Genomic DNA, 18,400 nt, shown 5'->3' with positions numbered 1-18,400 from the left:
TCGTCGCGCGGAGAATCCGCGGACGGATCAGGACCTGGCGGGCAGGGTGGCGATGAAGCGCTCGACCGTCGGCAGGATGTTCCGGACGATGACGGTGACGCCCTCGGCCGTGGGGTGGAGCCCATCCGCCTGGTTCAGAGCACGGTCGCCCGCGATGCCCTCCAGGAAGAAGGGGTAAAGCACCAGCCCGTGCTTCTCCGCAAGCTCGCGATAGATTGCGTCGAAACGTTTCGCATAATCCTCGCCGAGATTGCGCGGCGCATACATGCCCGCGAGCATCACCGGGATCTTCCGTTCGTTCAGTCGCACGATCATCGCTTCCAGCGCCTGCCGCGTCTGCGCCGGGTCGACGCCGCGCAGGGCATCGTTGGCGCCGAGTTCGAGGATGACGCCGTCTGTGCCGTCCGGCACCGACCAGTCGAGCCGTTCCAGCCCGCCCTGGGTCGTGTCGCCGGAAACGCCGGCGTTCACGATTTCGACAGCGACGCCCTTCTGGCGCAACGCCTGCTCCAGCACGGCGGGAAAGGCGGCACTGCCGGGCAGGTTGTAACCCGCGGACAGCGAATCGCCGAAGGCGACGAGCTTCAGCGGCTTCGCAGCGGCTGGATTGGATTGGGAGTTCTGGGCGCTGGCCATCTCGCTGGAACCGATGAAAAGCAGCATGGCGGCGACGAAAAACGCCGCAACCGATTGGATAAGCGTGAAACCGCGCCCATATGGCCGCAAACCGTGCCACGACATGATTGCGCCCCGCTGGGGACGTGATCCGGTGCCAGCGGTGAAGGCGATGGATAGCGAAGTCAGGATCATGGCGTGATGAGCGAGAAGGCCGCCCCGGCGATTGAGTTGCAGGATGTCGACCTAAGTTTGGGCCGCGGCGCCGCCCGCGTCCATATCCTCAAGGGCGTCTCGGTGTCGCTGACGGATGGCGAGGCGACGGGTCTCGTCGGCCCCTCCGGCTCCGGCAAGTCGACGCTGCTGATGACCATGGCCGGGCTGGAGCGGCCGGATTCGGGCCTCGTCCGCGTGGCCGGGCAGGATCTCGGCGCTCTCGACGAAGACGGGCTCGCCGTCTTCCGGGGCAAGCATATCGGCATCGTCTTCCAGTCCTTCCACCTCGTGCCGACCATGACGGCGCGCGAGAACGTGGCGCTGCCGCTGGAGCTGGCCGGCCATCCCGACGCCTTCGCCCGCGCCGAGGCCGAACTGCGCAATGTCGGTCTCGGCCACCGCATGGACCACTACCCGGCCCAGCTTTCCGGCGGCGAGCAGCAGCGCGTCGCCATCGCGCGCGCCGTCGCGCCTGATCCGGCGATCCTCGTCGCCGACGAGCCGACCGGCAATCTCGACGAATCGACCGGGCGCGCGATCGTCGACCTGATCTTCGCGCTGAAGCGCGAGCGTGGCGCGACACTGGTTCTCGTCACCCATGATCTTTCGCTCGCGGCGCTCTGCGAGCGCACGGTCCGCCTGCGCTCCGGCGTGATCGAGGCCGAGCACGCGATGGCGGTCGCCTGACGATGCACGCCCTCGTCAAGCCGCCCCAGAGTCCAGTTTCTCGACCGCTCGGCATCGGCCTCGTCCTGCGGCTCGCCTTGCGCGACCTGCGCGCAGGCCTCGGCGGCTTCGGCGTCTTCATCGCCTGCCTGGCGCTCGGTGTCATGACCATCGCCGCCGTCGCCTCCGCCTCGCGCGGCCTGACCGAGGGTCTCGCCCGCGAAGGCCGGCGCATCCTCGGTGGCGATGCCGCCTTCAGCCTGATCCACCGCGAGGCGACGCCGCCGGAACTCGCCTTCCTGACGGCCCGCGGCACCATCTCCAGCATCGCGACGATGCGCGGCATGGCCAATGCCGGCGACAAGGGCGCAGCCCTCGTCGAGATCAAGGCGGTCGATTCCACCTATCCGGGCATCGGGGCGGTCGAAACCGACCCGCAGGCGCCGCTCCCCGGCCTACTGGAACAACGCGACGGCGTTTTCGGCGCAGTTGCCGACCCCGTCCTGTTCGGCCGGCTCGACCTCAAGCCCGGCGACATCGTCACGATCGGCGGCGCCAAGATCCAGCTGCGCGCCAATCTGGTCTCCGAACCCGACAAGATCGCCGCCGGCATCGGCTTCGGCCCGCGCCTCCTGATGTCGCAGGAGGCATTGCGGGCTACCGGCCTGATCCAGCCGGGCAGCCTGATCCGCTGGACCTACCGCCTCCAGCTCCCGCCGACCGCCTCCGGCGACGGCGATCTGGAGAAGGTGATCGCGGCTGTCGGCAGCGAGCAGCGAGAGGCGGGCTGGGAGATCCGTTCGCGCGCCAACGCCGCGCCGAGCTTCCAGCGCAATCTCGAACGCTTCACCCAGTTTCTGACGCTGGTCGGCCTCACCGCCCTGCTGGTCGGCGGCGTCGGCGTCGCCAATGCGGTGCGCCGCTTCGTCGAGGCCAAGAAGCTGGACTTCGCCACGATGAAGGCGGTCGGCGCCAGCGGTGGCCGCGTCGTCGCCATCCACCTCACCGAGGTGATGCTCGTCGCCGCTATCGGCACGGCGATCGGCCTCGTGCTGGGCGCCGCAGCCCCCTTCGGTCTCGGCGCCGTCGTGCAGAGCATCCTGCCGGTTCCGTTCGAACCCACTTTGGCACCGGGCGAGCTCGCCATCGCCGCGCTCTACGGGCTTCTGACGGCGTTCGTCTTCGCCATCATTCCGCTCGGCCGGGCGCACGACACCCCGGTCTCGGCCCTTTTCCGCGATCGCATCGAGCCCGACCCGCGCCGCCCGCGTGCGATCTACCTCATCCTCTGCGCGCTGGCGCTGGCCGGGCTCGCCGGCGTCGCCATCGGCTTCGCCTATGACCGCCGCATCGCGCTGATCTACATCGGCGTCATGTTCGGCGTCTTCGTGCTGTTGCGCGCCGTCTCGCTCGGGCTGATGGCGCTCGCCCGCCGCATCCCGCGCCCGCGCCGCCCGGCCCTGCGGATGGCACTCGCCAACAGCCATCGGCCGGGCGCGTTGACGCCCTCGCTCGTGCTCTCGCTCGGCCTCGGCGTCGCGCTGCTCTCGGCGCTCTCCTTCATCGACGTCAGCCTGACCCGGCAGCTCACCGGTGCCCTGCCCGACAAGGCGCCTAGCTTCTTCTTCCTCGACGTGCCCAGCCGGGATTCCGATCGCTTCGATGCCTTCCTCTTCGAGCAGCGGCCGGGCGCGAAGACCGAACGCGTGCCGATGATGCGCGGCCGCATCGTCGCCGTGAACGAGACCCGCGCCGAGGACATCAAGGCGAGCGAGCAATCCGCCTGGGTGCTGGATGGCGACCGCGGCATCACCTATGCGGCGACAATCCCGGAAGGCTCGCGCGTTTCCGCCGGCGCGTGGTGGCCGGCGGACTATCGCGGCGAGCCGCTGGTCTCCTTCGATGCCCAGAACGCATCCGGCATCGGCCTGAAGATCGGCGACAAGCTCACCGTCAACGTGCTCGGCCGCAACATCACCGCCCGCGTCGCCAATCTCCGCACCGTCGACTGGCGCTCTTTCGGCATCAACTTCGTCATGGTGTTCTCGCCCAACACCTTCGCCGGCGCGCCGCACACCAACCTCGCGACCATCGCGACGAGCCCGGATGGCAAGGGCGCGACCGACGCCGTCCTGATGCGCCGCCTCGCGCTCGATTTCCCCGCCGTCACGGCAGTGCGGGTCAAGGACGCGCTCGAAGCGGTCAACACCATCGTCGCCCAGCTCGCCATGGCGATCCGCGGTGCCTCCGGCCTCGCCATCGCCGCGAGCCTGCTGGTGCTGGGCGGCGCACTCGCCGCCGGACAGAGGGCGCGGCTCTATGACGCGATGATCCTGAAGACCCTCGGCGCGACCCGTCGCTTCATACTTTCGTCGTACGCCCTTGAATACGCCGCCATCGGCCTCGTCGCGGCCGTCTTCGGCGTTGTCGCGGGTACAGCGGCGGGCTGGGGCATCGTCACGCAAGTGATGCGGATCGAATTCGTCAGTGATCCGACCGGCGCCATACTGGCCGCGACTGCAGCGGTCAGTGTCACCGTCCTGTTCGGGCTCGTCGGTACGATAAAAATACTCGCGAAAGCGCCTGCTTCTCATCTCAGGAATTTATGATGACTATCTGGGAACGTCTCTCGATAGACATTAAAATCCTGTAATTCTGCCTTTGTGCAGTGCCGAACTTCTATCACTCGGCCGGTCCTAATCATGGCCAGCCCTTGTAAGAACCGGCAAAGCCCCTCATATTCCTCCCATCGCGCCGATCGTGTGCGAGGACGGCTGGCGCCCGCTTGCCATCCGTCGTCCGAAACTACGTCAGGGGAAACTCTCTTAATGAGCAACTTCGACCGCAATGCTCCAGTCTGGGGTGCCGGCCGCGCACAGCAGACCAGCGCCGTCGAGATGGATCAGGGCCTGCGCTCGTTCATGCTCGGCGTCTACAACAACATGGCGATCGGCCTCGGCATCACCGGCCTCGCCGCGCTCGGCATCTCGATGCTGGCGATCGCCGGCTTCACGCCCGACGGCAAGATCACCGGTCTGACCGCGCTCGGCCAGGCGATCTATCTCAGCCCGCTGAAATGGGTCGTGATGCTGGCCCCGCTCGCCTTCATCATGCTCTTCTCGTTCAAGGCCGAAAACATGAGCGCCTCTTCGGCGCGCGCCATGTTCTTCGCCTTCGCGGCGGTGATGGGCGTCTCGATGTCGTCGATCCTCGTCGTCTTCACCGGCGCCTCGGTGACGCGCGTGTTCTTCATCACGGCCGCTGCCTTCGGCGCGCTGAGCCTCGCCGGCTACACGACGAAGAAGTCGCTCTCGGGAATGGGCTCCTTCCTGATCATGGGCCTGATCGGGCTGATCATCGCTTCGGTGGTGAACCTGTTCCTGGCGTCGAGCGCGCTGTCCTTCGGCATCTCGGTGATCGGCGTGCTGATCTTCGCCGGCCTGACCGCCTGGGACACCCAGCGCCTGAAGGAGATGTATCTCTCTTCGGATCTGGATCCGGAATCGGCTGCGAAGCTCTCGGTGAACGGCGCGCTGTCGCTCTACCTGAACTTCATCAACATGTTCCAGATGCTGATCAGCCTGCTCGGCGACCGCCGCTGAGCCGACCTTCATCGGGCGTCATGCCCGGAGCGAGCCCCGGCCTCACGGCCGGGGCTTTTCTTTTGGCACGGGCATTGCTCATTCTGCAGCGATGACGAAGCCTGCGATCCGCCCGGCCACTCCCGCCGATATCCCCGCCATCGCCGCGATCTACACCCATGCCGTCCTGCATGGGACGGCGTCCTGGGAGCTGAATCCCCCGGGGGAAGCGGAGATGCTGCGGCGCTTCGAGACCATCCTGGCAGGCGGCTATCCCTATCTCGTCGCCGAGCGCGAGGGCGAGGTGCTGGGCTATGCCTATGCCGGCGCCTACCGACCGCGCCCCGCCTATCGCGCCACGGTCGAGAACTCGATCTACATCGCCCCCACCGCGCAGGGGCTTGGCGTCGGCGGCCTGCTCCTCGATGCGCTGATGAAGGCCTGCACCGAACACGGCTTCCGCCAGATGATCGCGGTCATCGGGGACGGCACCGGCGCCTCGGTCGGCTCACGCCGCCTGCACGAGAAGGCGGGCTTCCGCCTGATCGGGGTGGCCGAGAAGGTCGGCTTCAAGCACGGCCGCTGGCTCGATCAGATGCTGATGCAGAAAGAGCTGGGCGAAGGCGACCGCTCGCCGCCGCCCTTCTGAGGCGCGACAGCTCTATCGGGACTCAGTTCACGATGCTGAGCTTGCGGTCGAGCACCTTGAGGACGCGGGACAGTTCCGAGCCGCGCTTGAGAATCAGCCCGGTCGCAGCGACGACCGAATAGGCGCCCTGCCGGCGGGCGAGCGCCGGATCCTTAACGATTCGGTAGATCGGCATCTCCGAGGAGCGCCGGAACACCGAGAACTGCGCCTTGTCCTTCAGGAAATCGATGGCGTAGTCGCGCCACTCGCCGGCCGCGACCATGCGGCCGTAGAGATTGAGCAATTCGTTGAGTTCGCGCCGGTCGAAGGTCACGGTCGCCGGCCGGGCCGGCGACGGAAAATGGACGACCGCGCCGGCCGATTGCGATTGCGGCGTTTCGCTTTCGCTCATGGCGCCTCCCTGAGCGGAGCCTCTCGAAGTGACCGGGAGATGATGCGCCCGCACTGCTGCGCTGGCAAGAGATCGCGCTCATCCGGGGTCGGGCACTGGGTAAGCATTCGTCGCAAATGCCGCATTTTCGCCGCGAACGCGTCAAGCGAGCGCCAAGTTGCGCCGCTCAACTCCCCTCGTTGCCTCGACGGCCCGGTTTCGCTGAACGCCGGTTTGTCAGCCCCCCAGCCCCCCGGAGTTCCGGTGGAGCCGGGCCACCGAGTCGGGGCCAACTAGCGGCTGGCATTGCGCCGGCCGTTTTCTTTTTGGGGGTGGCGCGCCGCTTCACAAGGCCGCAACGACCAGAAAAGCAAGCTAGCGCGCCTGGGTGTGATACTCGGCATTGGGCCGCATATCGACGGCCGAGGCCATGCGATTCGACATGTTGTAGAAGGACGCGACTGCGCCGATGTCCCAGATGTCGCGTTCGCCGAACCCGGCCCTGCGCAGGGTTTCCCGGTCATCTTCTCCGATGAGATGCGGCGTTTCGGTCAGCTTCACAGCGAAGTCGAGCATCGCGCGGTGACGCACCGACAGCTCCGCCGCCCGGTAGTTCATCACCAAGATTTCGCCCAGCACCGGATCGCCGGAGAGCTGGCGCACCGCGGCGCCATGCGCAGTGAGGCAGTAGTAGCAGCGGTTCACGCTCGACACCGCGACCGCAATCATCTCGCGCTCCAGCTTGGATAGGCCGGAGGGCGCGAGCATCAGGTCGTTATAGAACGCGGCAAAGGCCGAGAGCTTGGCGTCGTCATGGGCGTAGGAGCTCAGCACGTTCGGCACGAAGCCGAGCTTCTCCCGGCATTTCTCGAAATAGGCGTCATTCTCGGGCGAGAGCTTTCCCGGCTTGAGCTCCAGTGCCATCACTCGTGGCGGCGCATCCTGCCGTACCGGCTCTTCGCCTACCTTTGGTTTGTCATGCTTCGTCGCCATGGTGCATCCTGTTAGATCCTGTGCGGCAATTTTGCCGCTTTTTCAGGCAAGGCAAAGTTGAAAGCCTGAGCAGCCTATGCCATCGCTGCTGCAAAACAACTGGGGTGACACATGGGCAAACGGGTGACGAACGCGACCGCCGGAGCGATCGCAGCCATCGAAGCCGCGGCCACGGGCCTGAAGAGCGCGATGCCGGCCGAATTCCCCCGCCTGCTCTACGGTCGTTCGGTCGCCGAGGATCTTGAGGCCCTGCCGCCGGAAATGCTGGCCCACACCGCGGCCGCTGCCTACGAGCACCTAGCAGAGCCCCGCAAGCCCGAGACGATCAACCTGCGTTTCCGCGACGACGAGTTCGGCGAGGGTGACCGCAAGCGCCAGGTCACCATCCTGGAAGTCGTCAACGACAACAAACCGTTCCTGCTCGATTCGACGCTCGCCGAACTGCAGGATCGGGGTTACGAACCCCGCCTGGTCGCCCATCCGATTCTGGCCGTGGCACGTGACGCGAAGGGCAAGTTCGTCTCGCTCGCCGGCGAAGCCACCGGCCGTGCGCCGGAAGGCACGCGGCGTGAAAGCCTGCTGCACATCCATGTCCCGCGCATCGACACGCCCGCGGCGCGTGAGAAGCTCCGCGCCGGCCTGGAGCATGTCTATGCCGACGTCGCCCTGGCGGTCGACGACTGGGCCGCGATGCGGGGCCGCATCACCGAGGTGATCCAGGCCTATCGTGCCAACCCGCCACCGCTGCCTGAGGACGAGATCGCCGAGGCACTGCAGTTCCTCGAATGGATCGCCGGGGACAACTTCACCCTGCTCGGCATCCGCGCCTATCGCTTCCCCGGCGGCGACGTCGCGGCCGATCCGATCGAGGGCTCCGGCCTCGGCATCCTGCGCGACCCTTCCGTCAAGGTGCTGCGCAAGGGCCGCGAGCTGGTGACGACCACGCCGGAGGTGCGCTCCTTCCTGGCCAAGCCCCAGGCGCTCATCATCACCAAGGCCAACGTCAAGAGCCTGGTCCACCGGCGCGTCCATCTCGACTATGTCGGCGTCAAGCTGTTCACGCCGGATGGCCGGCTCGACGGCGAGCTGCGCATCGTCGGTCTGCTGACCTCGAACGCCTATACCGGCTCGGCTCGCGCCATCCCCTATCTGCGGCTGAAGGTCGCGCGCGTCGCCAAGAACATCGGCTTCGATCCGGCGAGCTATTCCGGCCGCGCGCTGATGAACGTGCTCGACGCCTATCCGCGCGACGAGCTGTTCCAGATCGATACCCCGACGCTGGAGCAATTCGCACTCGACATCCTGCAGCTCACCGAGCGCCCGCGCATCCGCGCGCTTGCCCGCGTCGACGAGTTCGATCGCTTCGTCTCGATTCTCGTCTTCATCCCGAAAGACCGCTACGACACCACGGTGCGCCAGCGTGTCGGCGAATTCCTGGCCCGGATCTACAACGGTCGCATCTCGGCGGCCTACCCGGCCTATCCCGAGGGGCCGCTGTCGCGCACCCACTACATCATCGGCCGCGACGAGGGCAAAACCCCGCGCATCGACCGCGCCACGCTCGAAGCCGGCATCAGCGCCATCGTCCGCACCTGGGGCGACGGCCTCAAGGACGTGCTCGATCAGGAGAAGGCCGGGCCTGCCGCCCGCGCGCTCGCCGAGCGCTATGCCGAAGCCTTCGGCGCCGCCTATCGCGAGCGCTTCTCGGCGGCCGACGCGCTGATCGACATCGAGATGCTGCAGCAGCTGACGCCGGAGCGCGCTCGGGCCGTCAATCTCTACCGGCGCGAGGGCGACGACGCCAAGCGCGCCAACCTGAAGGTCTTCTCGCGCGGCGCGCCGATCTCGCTCTCGGCCCGCGTGCCGGTGCTGGAGAACATGGGCTTCCGCGTCGTCAACGAGCGGACCTACAACGTCATGCCCCAGGGCACCGGCGAGAATGTCCGCGTCTGGCTGCACGACATGACGCTGGAGCGCGCCGACGACGGCGAGATCGACATCGAGCATCTCGATCCGACGATCGAGGCCGCCCTGATGGCGCAGTTCCGCGGCCTCGCCGAATCCGACCGCTTTGACCAGCTCGTCCTCGCCGCCGGCCTCGCCTGGCGCGAGGCCGCGCTGTTGCGCGCCTTCGGCCGCTATCTCCGGCAGGCCGGCGCACCCTATGCGCAGGGCTACATCGCGGATGCGCTGACCCGCCATCCCGACATCGCCTCGGGCCTGATCGCCTATTTCAATGCGAAGTTCGATCCGCGCGTTCCGGGGGGCGAGCGCGAGCAGCGCATGGCCCAGAAGCGCGCCGAGATCGAGGAGGCGCTCGACGCCGTCACCAGCCTCGACGAGGATCGCATCCTGCGTCGCCTGATCAATCTGGTCGATGCCGCCCTGCGCACCAATTTCTTCCAGCTCGGCCCGGACGGCCACCCGCGCCAGACCATCACCTTCAAGTTCGACTGCGCCAAGGTCGACGGGCTGCCGCTGCCGCGCCCGCTCTACGAGATCTTCGTCTATTCGCCGCGCGTCGAGGGCGTTCATATGCGCTTCGGCAAGGTCGCGCGCGGCGGCCTGCGCTGGTCCGACCGTCCGCAGGACTTCCGCACCGAGGTGCTCGGCCTCGTCAAGGCGCAGCAGGTCAAGAACGCGGTGATCGTGCCGGTCGGCGCCAAGGGCGGCTTCGTGCCGAAGCAGCTGCCGCCGGCCTCCGACCGCGCCGCCTGGCTGGCCGAGGGCACCGAAAGCTACCGCATCTTCATCCGCAACCTGCTCGAACTCACCGACAATCTCGACGGTGAGACGGTCGTGCCGCCGCCGGATACGGTGCGCCATGACGGCGACGACCCCTATCTCGTCGTCGCCGCCGACAAGGGCACCGCGACCTTCTCCGACACCGCCAATGCGATCTCGCTGGAGAAGCACCACTGGCTCGGCGACGCCTTCGCCTCCGGCGGCTCGCAGGGCTACGACCACAAGGGCATGGGCATCACCGCCCGCGGCGGCTGGGAAGCGGTGAAGCGCCATTTCCGCGAGGTCGATATCGACATCCAGACCACGCCCTTCACCGTCGCCGGCGTCGGCGACATGTCGGGCGACGTCTTCGGCAACGGCATGCTGCTCTCGCCGGCGATCAAGCTCGTCGCGGCCTTCGACCACCGCGACATCTTCCTCGATCCCACCCCGGACCCGGCCGAGTCGCTCGCCGAGCGCCAGCGCCTCTTCGCCCTGCCGCGTTCCTCCTGGCAGGATTACGACAAGAAGCTGATCTCGAAGGGCGGCGGCATCTTCTCGCGTCAGGCCAAGAGCATCCCGCTTTCAGCCGAGGTCCGCGCCCTGCTCGACCTCGACAAGGCGGAGGTCTCGCCACCCGAGCTGATGACGGCGATCCTGAAGGCGCGCGTCGATCTGCTCTGGTTCGGCGGCATCGGCACCTATATCCGCGCCAGCGACGAGACCGACGCACAGGTCGGCGACCGCGCCAATGACGCGATTCGCGTCGCCGGCAACGATCTCCGCGCCCGTGTCGTCGGCGAAGGCGCCAATCTCGGCGTGACGCAGCGCGGCCGCATCGAGGCCGCGCGCAAGGGCGTGAAGCTCAACACCGACGCCATCGACAACTCCGCCGGCGTCAACACCTCCGACGTCGAGGTCAACATCAAGATCGCGCTCGCCGGCCCGGTGAAGGACGGCCGCCTCAAGGAGGACAAGCGCAACGCCCTGCTCGCTGCGATGACCGACGAGGTCGGCGACCTCGTTCTGCGCAACAACTATCTGCAGACGCTCGCGCTCTCGCTCACCGAAGCGCAAGGCGCTGCGGCGACGCCCGGCCTGCGCTTCCTGATGCAGAGACTGGAGCAGGACGGCCGTCTCGACCGCTCGGTCGAGTACCTGCCGAGCGATGCCCAGCTCGCCGAGCGCGAGAAGCGCAGCGAAGGCCTGACCCGGCCGGAGCTCGCCGTGCTCCTGGCCTATGCCAAGCTCTCTCTGCACGACGCGTTGCTGGAATCCTCGGTGCCGGACGATCCCTATCTCGCCAGCGAACTCGTCCGCTACTTCCCGAAGGCGCTGCGGGACGCCTATCCGGACGCCATCGCCAGCCACAAGCTGCGGCGCGAGATCGTGGCGACGCAGCTCGCCAACGCCATCGTCAACCGCGGCGGCCCGTCACTGGTGCCGGTCCTGGCGGCGCTGACCCGCTCGGACGCGCCGGCCATCGCCGCCGCCTACGCCATCGCCCGCGATTCCTTCGACCTGATCGCGCTCAACGGCGAGATCGACGTGCTCGACGCCAGGATTCCCGGCAAGACCCAGCTTGGCCTCTATGGCGCCGCCCAGGAGCTCGTCACCAACCGGATGGGCTGGTTCCTGCGCCGCGGGGTCGCCAAGCCCGGCACGATCGAGCAGACGATCGCCCACTACGCCAAGGGCGTGAAGGAATTGTCGGCCGAGCTCGGCAGCCTGCTGCCCGAGGCCGCCTCGCAGGCCTGTCTCGCCCGCATTGCCGTGCTGACCTCGGAAGGCGTGCCGGAGGCGCTTGCGACCCGCGTCGCCAGCCTGCCGGCATTGGCGGAGGCGACCGACATCGTCGACATCGCCGAGCGCAGCAAGCGCAAGATCGGCGATGTCGCCCGCATCCACTTCGGTATCGACGCGCTGTTCGGCCTGTCGAGCCTGAAGACGGCGGCGTCAGCGGTCCCCGCGACCGACGATTACGAGCGCCTTGCCCGCGAGCGCGCGCTTGAAACGCTCGACGATGCCCATTCGAGCCTGACCCAGGAGGCTTCCGCGTCTGGAAACGGCGAAGGCACACTGGACAGCTGGCTCGCGGAGCGCGGCGAGGAGGCGGAACGGACCCGCTCCACCGTCAACGCGATCGCGAGCTCCGGCCTCACCTTGCCGAAGCTGATGGTGGCAGCCGGCATGCTGGCCGACCTGCCGCACAAGCGCGGCTGAACAGGACGAACCGAATGACCGAAGCCGACCACAGCACCCGCATTGACCCCAAGCTGCTCGAAATCCTGGTCTGTCCGCTGACCAAGGCGACGCTCGAATACGATGCCGCGAAGCAGGAGCTGATCAGCCGGGCGGCGAAGCTCGCCTATCCGATCCGCGACGGCATCCCGATCATGCTGCCGGAAGAAGCCCGGCCGCTGGAGGATTGACCTCCTCCGTCATTCCGGGGCGGCCTGCAGGGCCGGTCCCGGAATGACGAGGGCCGATGGCGCTTCCTACAACGCCTCGCCCCGGAGCAGCCGCGGCGGCGCGCCCGCAACGCCCGCCGCCTCGCGGATGAAGAAGCGCTTCAGGCCCGGCAGCCGGTCGACGACCCCGAGGCCGAAGTCGCGCGCCAGCCTGATCGGCGTCGCGTCGTTCGAGAACAGCCGGTTCAACCCGTCCGTAACCGCACCCATCGCCACCGTGTCGAAGCGGCGCGCCTTCTCATAGCCTTCGAGCACGTCGAGCGAGCCGGGATCGAGCCCGAGCCGGGCCGCGTCGACAACGGTCTCGGCCAGCGCCGCGACATCCTTCAAGCCCAGGTTGAGTCCTTGCCCGGCGATGGGGTGGATCAGATGCGCGGCGTCGCCAAGCAGCGCGAACCGCTCGGCGACGAAGCGCCGGGCAACACCGAAGCCGAGCGGATGCGCGCTTACTGCGCTTTCGAGCGCGATCTCGCCAAGCTCGAGCCCGAAGCGCGTCTCGATCTCGGCGAGCAGGTCCTGCGCATCGAGCGAGAGCAGAGCCGGGACGTTTCCCGTCCTCTCGGTCCAGACGATAGAGGAACGGTGGCCGAGCCGGCCGCCATCCGCCAATGGCAGGATGGCGAAGGGCCCTGAGGGCAGGAAATGCTCGACGGCGCGGCCGCCATGCGGACGCTCATGGCCGATCGTCGCGACGATGCCGGATTGGGCGTAACCCCAGCCGACCCAGCCGATGCCGGCCTGATCGCGCAGCTTCGAGCGCGCGCCGTCGGCAGCGACCAGCAGGCTCGCTTGCACGTGCGCGCCGTCGCCGAAGGTGACCGTAACGGCAGCTTCCTTGGTCGTGAAGCGGCGCACCCCGGTCGCGCGCAGCTCGACGCCTTCGCGCTCGCAGGCCGTCTTGAGTTCCGCAACCAGCGCTGCATTCTCGACCATGTGGGCGAAGGGCTGGCCGGGCTCGACCTCACCGTCGAAGGTCAGGAAGACCGGGCGCACCGCATCCTTCGTCCGACTGTCCGAGACGATCATCTCCGTCATCGCCTGCGCAGAGCCTGCGACGGCATCCCAGATTCCCAGCGTCTCCAGCATGGCGCGGGCACCGGCTGCGACGGCATAGGCGCGGTTGTCCGCGCGCGGCGGCGCAGCCAGCGCCGGATCGGCCAGGGTGATCGCGAAATCGCTCCCGAGCGCCCGCTTCAGCGCCAGCGCCAGGGTCAGCCCCGCGATCCCGCCACCCGCGATGACGATGCGCATGTCGGAATCCCGCTCGATGGCCATGCTGCTGCTCCCTCTGACGTCTTGACGGCTCGGGACGCCTCGGTGCTGATGCGAGACGAACCGGCTGTTCCTGTGCGGGCCGCCGGCCGCTCCGTCAACCTGACCGCGATACCCGCCGCCATGTCCCAGATCAGCGCCTCCCTGACGGCGATCCTCGACCTCGAACCGCTCGAGCGCAACCTGTTCCGCGGTCGCAGCCCGAAGTCGAACTGGCCGCGTGTCTTCGGCGGACAGGTTATCGCGCAATCGCTTTATGCCGCCTGCAAGACGGTCGAGGATCGGCAGCCGCATTCGCTGCACGCCTATTTCCTGCTGCCTGGCGACCCTGAGATTCCGATCGTCTATGAAGTCGACCGGCTGCGGGATGGCCGCTCCTTCACGACGCGGCGCGTGCTCGCCATCCAGAAGGGCGAGGCGATCTTCGCCATGTCCACTTCCTTCCAGGTCGACGAGCCCGGCTTCGAGCATCAGATGCCGATGCCGAAGGTACCGATGCCGGACGAGCTGCCGGATCGGGAGGAGATGGCGAAGAGTGTGCTCCCGCACATGCCGGACGCGGTGCAGGCCTATTATCAGCGCAAGCGGCCGATCGAGATTCGTCCCGTCGAGCTGGAGCGCTACCGCACTGGCGGCAAGATGGAGCCGAAGTTCAATGTCTGGATCCGGGCAATGGAGCCCCTTCCGGATGAACCGGCCTTCCATCAGAGCGTACTGGCCTACGCATCCGATTTGATGCTGCTCGATTCCAGCCTGATCGCGCATGGCACCACCGTCTTCGACCAGAAGATCCAGGGCGCCAGCCTCGATCACGCATTGTGGTTTCATCGTCCGTTCCGGGCCGACGAATGGCTCCTCTACTCGCAGGACAGCCCCTCGACCTCCGGTGCCCGCGGCTTCTCGCGCGGCCTCGTCTTCGACCGGCAGGGGCGGCTCGTCGCCTCCGTGGCGCAGGAAGGGCTTATCCGGCCTCGGCCAGATCTGGGTTGACGCGCATTTGAGCGGCTGCTTCTCGCACGAGTTTATGCCTATTTATTAGGCGCATCTGCCGTTCTCCTCACCGCTTCTTCGGTTTTTACCCTCTGGATGCGCCCTCGTCGCTCCGGAAACGGGTTGGCACGCCCCTTGAATTGCGGGTTGCGACGCACTGCGAGCCGCAGGGCGCGCGAGGCGCAACAAGATCGCCAGGGCTGACGACCGGGCGGCGCAGACGGGGAAACCGAGCATATGAAAATCGTGATGGCGATCATCAAGCCGTTCAAGCTGGAGGAGGTGCGCGACGGGCTCACCGCCATCGGCGTCCACGGCCTGACGGTAACCGAAGTCAAGGGCTATGGCCGCCAGAAGGGTCATACGGAGATCTACCGCGGCGCCGAATACGCCGTGAGCTTCCTGCCGAAGATCAAGATCGAGGTCGCGGTCTCCGACGAGCTCGTCCCGCAGGTGATCGAGGCGATCACCGCCGCTGCCCGCACCGGCCAGATCGGCGACGGCAAGATCTTCGTTTCTTCGATCGAGAAAGCCGTGCGCATCCGCACCGGCGAGACCGACGCCGACGCCCTCTGAGCCCGACCCTCCAGGAGTTTTAGACGATGAATTTGAGGACTTCCCTGCGGGCCGGATTGATCGGCCTCACGCTGGCCGCGGTTTCGGCCGGCGTCGCACTCGCCCAGACCCCCGCCGCCGCACCACCCGTTCCCAACAAGGGCGACGTCGCCTTCATGATGAGTTCGACGATCCTCGTCCTGCTCATGACAATCCCGGGCCTCGCCCTCTTCTATGGCGGTCTCGTCCGTTCCAAGAACATGCTCTCGGTGTTGACCCAGGTCTTCGCCATCGTCAGCGTCGTCTGCATCCTCTGGGTCGCCTATGGCTATTCGCTCGCCTTCACCAATGGCGGCGGGCTGAACGACTTCGTCGGCGGCTTCTCGAAGGCCTTTCTGAGGGGCGTCGACGCAACCACTGTGGCGGGGACCTTCTCGAATGGGGTCTATATCCCCGAATTCGTCTATATCTGCTTCCAGATGACCTTCGCCTGCATCACGCCGGCGCTGATCGTCGGCGCCTTCGCGGAGCGCATGAAGTTCTCGGCACTGCTGCTGTTCACCGTGCTCTGGGTCACCTTCATCTATTTCCCGATGGCCCACATGGTCTGGTACTGGGGCGGCCCTGACGCGGTCGGCAACGCCGCCAAGGCGCTCGCCGAGGCCGGCGCGGACGGCAAGGCTGCGGCACAGTCCGCGCTCGACGCGGTCAATGCCGATGCCGGCATGCTCTTCAAGTGGGGCGCGCTCGACTTCGCCGGTGGCACGGTGGTCCACATCAACGCGGGCATCGCGGGCCTCGTCGGCTGCATTCTGATGGGCAAGCGCATCGGCTACGGCAAGGAGCTGATGGCGCCGCACTCGCTGACCATGACCCTGATCGGCGCCGCGCTGCTCTGGGTCGGCTGGTTCGGCTTCAACGCCGGCTCGAACCTCGAAGCCAACGGCACCGCTGCGCTCGCCATGATCAACACCTTCGTCGCCACGGCGGCCGCCGCGCTGGGCTGGCTCTTCGTCGAATGGGCGATCAAGGGCAAGCCCTCGATGCTCGGCATGGTCTCTGGCGCGGTCGCCGGCCTCGTCGCCGTCACCCCGGCTGCTGGCTTCGCCGGTCCGATGGGCTCGATCATCCTCGGACTCGTCGTCGGTGTCGTCTGCTTCGTCTTCTGCACGACTGTGAAGAACGCGCTCGGCTATGACGACTCGCTCGATGTCTTCGGCATCCACTGCGTCGGCGGCATCATCGGCGCGATCGCGACCGGCATCCTGGTCAACACCGCACTCGGCGGCGGAGGCATCCCGGACTATTCGAGCAAGCCCGGCGAGCTCGTCGTCGCCGCCTACGAGTTCGGCCCGGCCGTCATGGCGCAGGTCAAGGCGGTGCTGTTCACGCTGGTGTTCAGCGGCGTCGGCTCGGCGATCCTCTACAAGATCGTCGACGTGATCGTCGGCCTGCGCGTCACCACCGACCAGGAGCGCGAGGGCCTCGACATCGCCGAACACGGCGAGCGCGCCTACAACATGTGACCTTCGAGAGGTTTCACGTGAATCCCGGACCCCGGCGGGCAACCGCCGGGGTTTTCTCTTGTTATCGCCGGTTCGGCACGCTCCGGCTCCTCGGCCTCCCGACATCCGGCGGCAGGAGACTGTGGGCGAGTTTCAAGGTTAAGCGGGTCTTAACCTCGCCTTCCTAACCTCTCGCTGATGGCCGGAATGATGCGGCCCGACAGTCCGGACACGACCTGAAGCCGCATGCGCACCATTCGCCGCTCCCAATCGCTCATGGACCGCCTGCCCGATCCGGTGCGGGAGTTCCTGTCGCGCCGCGCCTCGGAGCTGACCGGGCTCGGCGTGCTGGCCCTGATGGTCGCGATCGCCGTCGCGCTCGCGAGCTGGTCGGTCGATGATCCCAGCCTGAACAATGCCACCAGCGGCGCCGTCCGCAATTGGCTCGGGCGCCCCGGCGCCATGGTCGCCGATCTGCTGATGCAGCTCATCGGCCTCGGCGTCATCGCATTGCTGTTCCCACCGATGATCTGGGCGCTCAGGCTGATCCGGTTCCATCTCTTTGACCGCGGTGCGCTGAAGCTCGGCCTCTGGGTCGTCGGCGTCGCCGCCACCGCCGCCGTCGCAAGCGCCCTGCCGGCGACCCCGCGCTGGCCGCTTCCGACCGGCATGGGCGGCGTCATCGGCGACGGCCTGCTCTTCGGCACGCGCAACATCGCCGGCATCGCCGGCGGCGCTGTCGGCAGTCTCGTCGGCTTCCTCTATGCCGGCATCGCCATTCTCGCTGTCACTGCCGCCGCCGGCTTCGGCTTCGTCACCGACGACGATCCTGCGCTCGACGGCGACGAGGCGGAGGACAGCTGGTCGGACGGCGAGGAACGCCGCGACGACGAGCCCGGCATCACCGTCATCCTGATCGGCTGGCTGGCCCACGGCGCCATGGCCCTGCGCGCCGCCATCCTGCGCCGCCTGCCGCAACCGCCAGAGCCCGCCGTCGATACCGGCACGCTGCCGGCCGAAACCAGCAGCCGCGTCCGGCGTGAGCCGCAGTTCGGCGAAACGCCCACGGGCCGCCGCGGCCTTCCCGAGTTCGATCCCGAACCGCTTCCGGGCGCGCGTGCCGCCATCGCGAAGGGCCGGGCTCAGGATGACATCGACGCACCCTTTGATCTCGATGACGACCCGCAGGATCTTCGCGATCTCAACGCCCCGCGGGTGGCCATGCCGCGCGCGGCGCCCAAGCCCGGCAAGCGCATGCAGCGCGAGGCGCAGCCCTCGCTCCTCGACCGGGAAGGCTTCGAGCTGCCGCCGCTGACCTACCTGGCCGAGCCCAAAAAGGCCGCGGCCAATGCCGTTTCGACGGATGCACTGGAGCAGAACGCGACGCTGCTCGAAGGCGTGCTCGAAGATTTCGGCGTGCGCGGCGAGATCACGCAAGTTCGCCCCGGCCCGGTCGTGACGCTGTACGAACTCGAGCCGGCCCCCGGCACCAAGAGCTCGCGGGTGATTTCACTTGCCGACGACATCGCGCGCTCGATGAGCGCGGTCTCGGCCCGCGTCGCGGTGGTGCAGGGCAAGAACGCCATCGGCATCGAACTGCCCAACAGCAAGCGCGAGACCGTCTTCCTGCGCGAGCTTCTGGCGAGCCAGGATTTCGAGGCGACCAAGCACAAGCTCGCGCTCTGCCTCGGCAAGACCATCGGCGGCGAGCCGGTCATCGCCGACCTCGCCCGCATGCCGCATCTGCTCGTCGCCGGCACCACCGGCTCGGGCAAGTCCGTCGCGATCAACAC

At 67.4% G+C, this 18,400-nt stretch carries 14 protein-coding genes; 10 read left to right on the top strand and 4 right to left on the bottom strand.

Annotation, left to right across the window (positions count from 1 at the left end; translation table 11 throughout):
* Positions 1-27 precede the first annotated feature (27 nt).
* Positions 28-663 (bottom strand): arylesterase, encoded by a 636-nt coding sequence (locus AB4Z10_RS26870; RefSeq protein ID WP_441473464.1) that lies wholly within the window; start codon positions 661-663, stop codon positions 28-30.
* A gap of 153 nt (positions 664-816) precedes the next feature.
* On the opposite strand from AB4Z10_RS26870, the gene AB4Z10_RS26865 reads away from it, so the two are divergent.
* From AB4Z10_RS26865 to AB4Z10_RS26850, 4 genes are all read left to right on the top strand, one after another.
* Positions 817-1,518, top strand: a complete 702-nt coding sequence (locus AB4Z10_RS26865) for an ABC transporter ATP-binding protein (protein ID WP_441473463.1) — start codon at positions 817-819, stop codon at positions 1,516-1,518.
* Positions 1,519-1,520: 2 nt separating this feature from the next.
* Positions 1,521-4,106, top strand: a complete 2,586-nt coding sequence (locus tag AB4Z10_RS26860) for an ABC transporter permease (RefSeq protein ID WP_441473462.1) — start codon at positions 1,521-1,523, stop codon at positions 4,104-4,106.
* Between the two features lie 219 nt (positions 4,107-4,325).
* A complete protein-coding gene (locus tag AB4Z10_RS26855) occupies positions 4,326-5,099 on the top strand; it encodes a Bax inhibitor-1/YccA family protein (RefSeq protein WP_441473461.1) in 774 nt (257 codons plus the stop codon).
* A 91-nt stretch (positions 5,100-5,190) separates the two neighbouring features.
* Positions 5,191-5,727: a GNAT family N-acetyltransferase gene (locus tag AB4Z10_RS26850; protein WP_441473460.1), complete on the top strand. Its 537-nt coding sequence runs from the start codon at positions 5,191-5,193 to the stop codon at positions 5,725-5,727.
* A gap of 22 nt (positions 5,728-5,749) precedes the next feature.
* Here AB4Z10_RS26850 and AB4Z10_RS26845 read toward each other — a convergent pair whose 3' ends face one another.
* Both AB4Z10_RS26845 and AB4Z10_RS26840 read right to left on the bottom strand, forming a co-directional pair.
* Positions 5,750-6,118: a DUF2794 domain-containing protein gene (locus tag AB4Z10_RS26845; protein WP_441473459.1), complete on the bottom strand. Its 369-nt coding sequence runs from the start codon at positions 6,116-6,118 to the stop codon at positions 5,750-5,752.
* Positions 6,119-6,472: 354 nt separating this feature from the next.
* Entirely contained in the window at positions 6,473-7,021 is a 549-nt protein-coding gene (locus tag AB4Z10_RS26840; protein ID WP_441473507.1) for a peroxidase-related enzyme, read from the bottom strand.
* A 258-nt stretch (positions 7,022-7,279) separates the two neighbouring features.
* On the opposite strand from AB4Z10_RS26840, the gene AB4Z10_RS26835 reads away from it, so the two are divergent.
* Together AB4Z10_RS26835 and AB4Z10_RS26830 are read left to right on the top strand one after the other, a co-directional pair.
* Entirely contained in the window at positions 7,280-12,037 is a 4,758-nt protein-coding gene (locus AB4Z10_RS26835) for an NAD-glutamate dehydrogenase (RefSeq protein ID WP_441473506.1), read from the top strand.
* 14 nt (positions 12,038-12,051) lie between these two features.
* On the top strand, positions 12,052-12,246 hold the full coding sequence (locus AB4Z10_RS26830) for a Trm112 family protein (protein ID WP_441473458.1): 195 nt from the start codon (positions 12,052-12,054) through the stop codon (positions 12,244-12,246).
* 66 nt (positions 12,247-12,312) lie between these two features.
* Here AB4Z10_RS26830 and AB4Z10_RS26825 read toward each other — a convergent pair whose 3' ends face one another.
* Entirely contained in the window at positions 12,313-13,560 is a 1,248-nt protein-coding gene (locus tag AB4Z10_RS26825) for a ubiquinone biosynthesis hydroxylase (protein WP_441473457.1), read from the bottom strand.
* A gap of 120 nt (positions 13,561-13,680) precedes the next feature.
* On the opposite strand from AB4Z10_RS26825, the gene tesB reads away from it, so the two are divergent.
* The 4 genes from tesB to AB4Z10_RS26805 all read left to right on the top strand — a co-directional run.
* On the top strand, positions 13,681-14,547 hold the full coding sequence (gene tesB, locus AB4Z10_RS26820; RefSeq protein WP_441473456.1) for an acyl-CoA thioesterase II: 867 nt from the start codon (positions 13,681-13,683) through the stop codon (positions 14,545-14,547).
* Between the two features lie 237 nt (positions 14,548-14,784).
* Positions 14,785-15,123, top strand: a complete 339-nt coding sequence (locus tag AB4Z10_RS26815) for a P-II family nitrogen regulator (protein WP_441473455.1) — start codon at positions 14,785-14,787, stop codon at positions 15,121-15,123.
* A gap of 26 nt (positions 15,124-15,149) precedes the next feature.
* Positions 15,150-16,628 carry an ammonium transporter gene (locus tag AB4Z10_RS26810; protein ID WP_441473454.1) on the top strand — a complete coding sequence of 493 codons (1,479 nt, stop codon included), beginning with the start codon at positions 15,150-15,152 and terminating at the stop codon, positions 16,626-16,628.
* Between the two features lie 225 nt (positions 16,629-16,853).
* Positions 16,854-18,400 (top strand): DNA translocase FtsK (locus AB4Z10_RS26805; RefSeq protein WP_441473453.1); only part of this gene is annotated, 1,547 nt, incomplete at its 3' end.

It is taken from the genome of Allobosea sp. RAF48 (assembly GCF_052114025.1).
GTDB lineage: Bacteria > Pseudomonadota > Alphaproteobacteria > Rhizobiales > Beijerinckiaceae > Allobosea.
This window is presented reverse-complemented; position numbering and strand designations above follow the sequence as displayed.

What these genes read in the sequence shown, in the direction of transcription:
- AB4Z10_RS26870 (WP_441473464.1), bottom strand. Translation starts at nt 663, where the DNA reads ATGCTGCTTTTCATCGGTTCCAGCGAGATGGCCAGCGCCCAGAACTCC.
- AB4Z10_RS26865 (WP_441473463.1), top strand. Translation starts at nt 817, where the DNA reads ATGAGCGAGAAGGCCGCCCCGGCGATTGAGTTGCAGGATGTCGACCTA.
- AB4Z10_RS26860 (WP_441473462.1), top strand. Translation starts at nt 1,521, where the DNA reads ATGCACGCCCTCGTCAAGCCGCCCCAGAGTCCAGTTTCTCGACCGCTC.
- AB4Z10_RS26855 (WP_441473461.1), top strand. Translation starts at nt 4,326, where the DNA reads ATGAGCAACTTCGACCGCAATGCTCCAGTCTGGGGTGCCGGCCGCGCA.
- AB4Z10_RS26850 (WP_441473460.1), top strand. Translation starts at nt 5,191, where the DNA reads ATGACGAAGCCTGCGATCCGCCCGGCCACTCCCGCCGATATCCCCGCC.
- AB4Z10_RS26845 (WP_441473459.1), bottom strand. Translation starts at nt 6,118, where the DNA reads ATGAGCGAAAGCGAAACGCCGCAATCGCAATCGGCCGGCGCGGTCGTC.
- AB4Z10_RS26840 (WP_441473507.1), bottom strand. Translation starts at nt 7,021, where the DNA reads ATGGCACTGGAGCTCAAGCCGGGAAAGCTCTCGCCCGAGAATGACGCC.
- AB4Z10_RS26835 (WP_441473506.1), top strand. Translation starts at nt 7,280, where the DNA reads ATGCCGGCCGAATTCCCCCGCCTGCTCTACGGTCGTTCGGTCGCCGAG.
- AB4Z10_RS26830 (WP_441473458.1), top strand. Translation starts at nt 12,052, where the DNA reads ATGACCGAAGCCGACCACAGCACCCGCATTGACCCCAAGCTGCTCGAA.
- AB4Z10_RS26825 (WP_441473457.1), bottom strand. Translation starts at nt 13,560, where the DNA reads ATGGCCATCGAGCGGGATTCCGACATGCGCATCGTCATCGCGGGTGGC.
- tesB (WP_441473456.1), top strand. Translation starts at nt 13,681, where the DNA reads ATGTCCCAGATCAGCGCCTCCCTGACGGCGATCCTCGACCTCGAACCG.
- AB4Z10_RS26815 (WP_441473455.1), top strand. Translation starts at nt 14,785, where the DNA reads ATGAAAATCGTGATGGCGATCATCAAGCCGTTCAAGCTGGAGGAGGTG.
- AB4Z10_RS26810 (WP_441473454.1), top strand. Translation starts at nt 15,150, where the DNA reads ATGAATTTGAGGACTTCCCTGCGGGCCGGATTGATCGGCCTCACGCTG.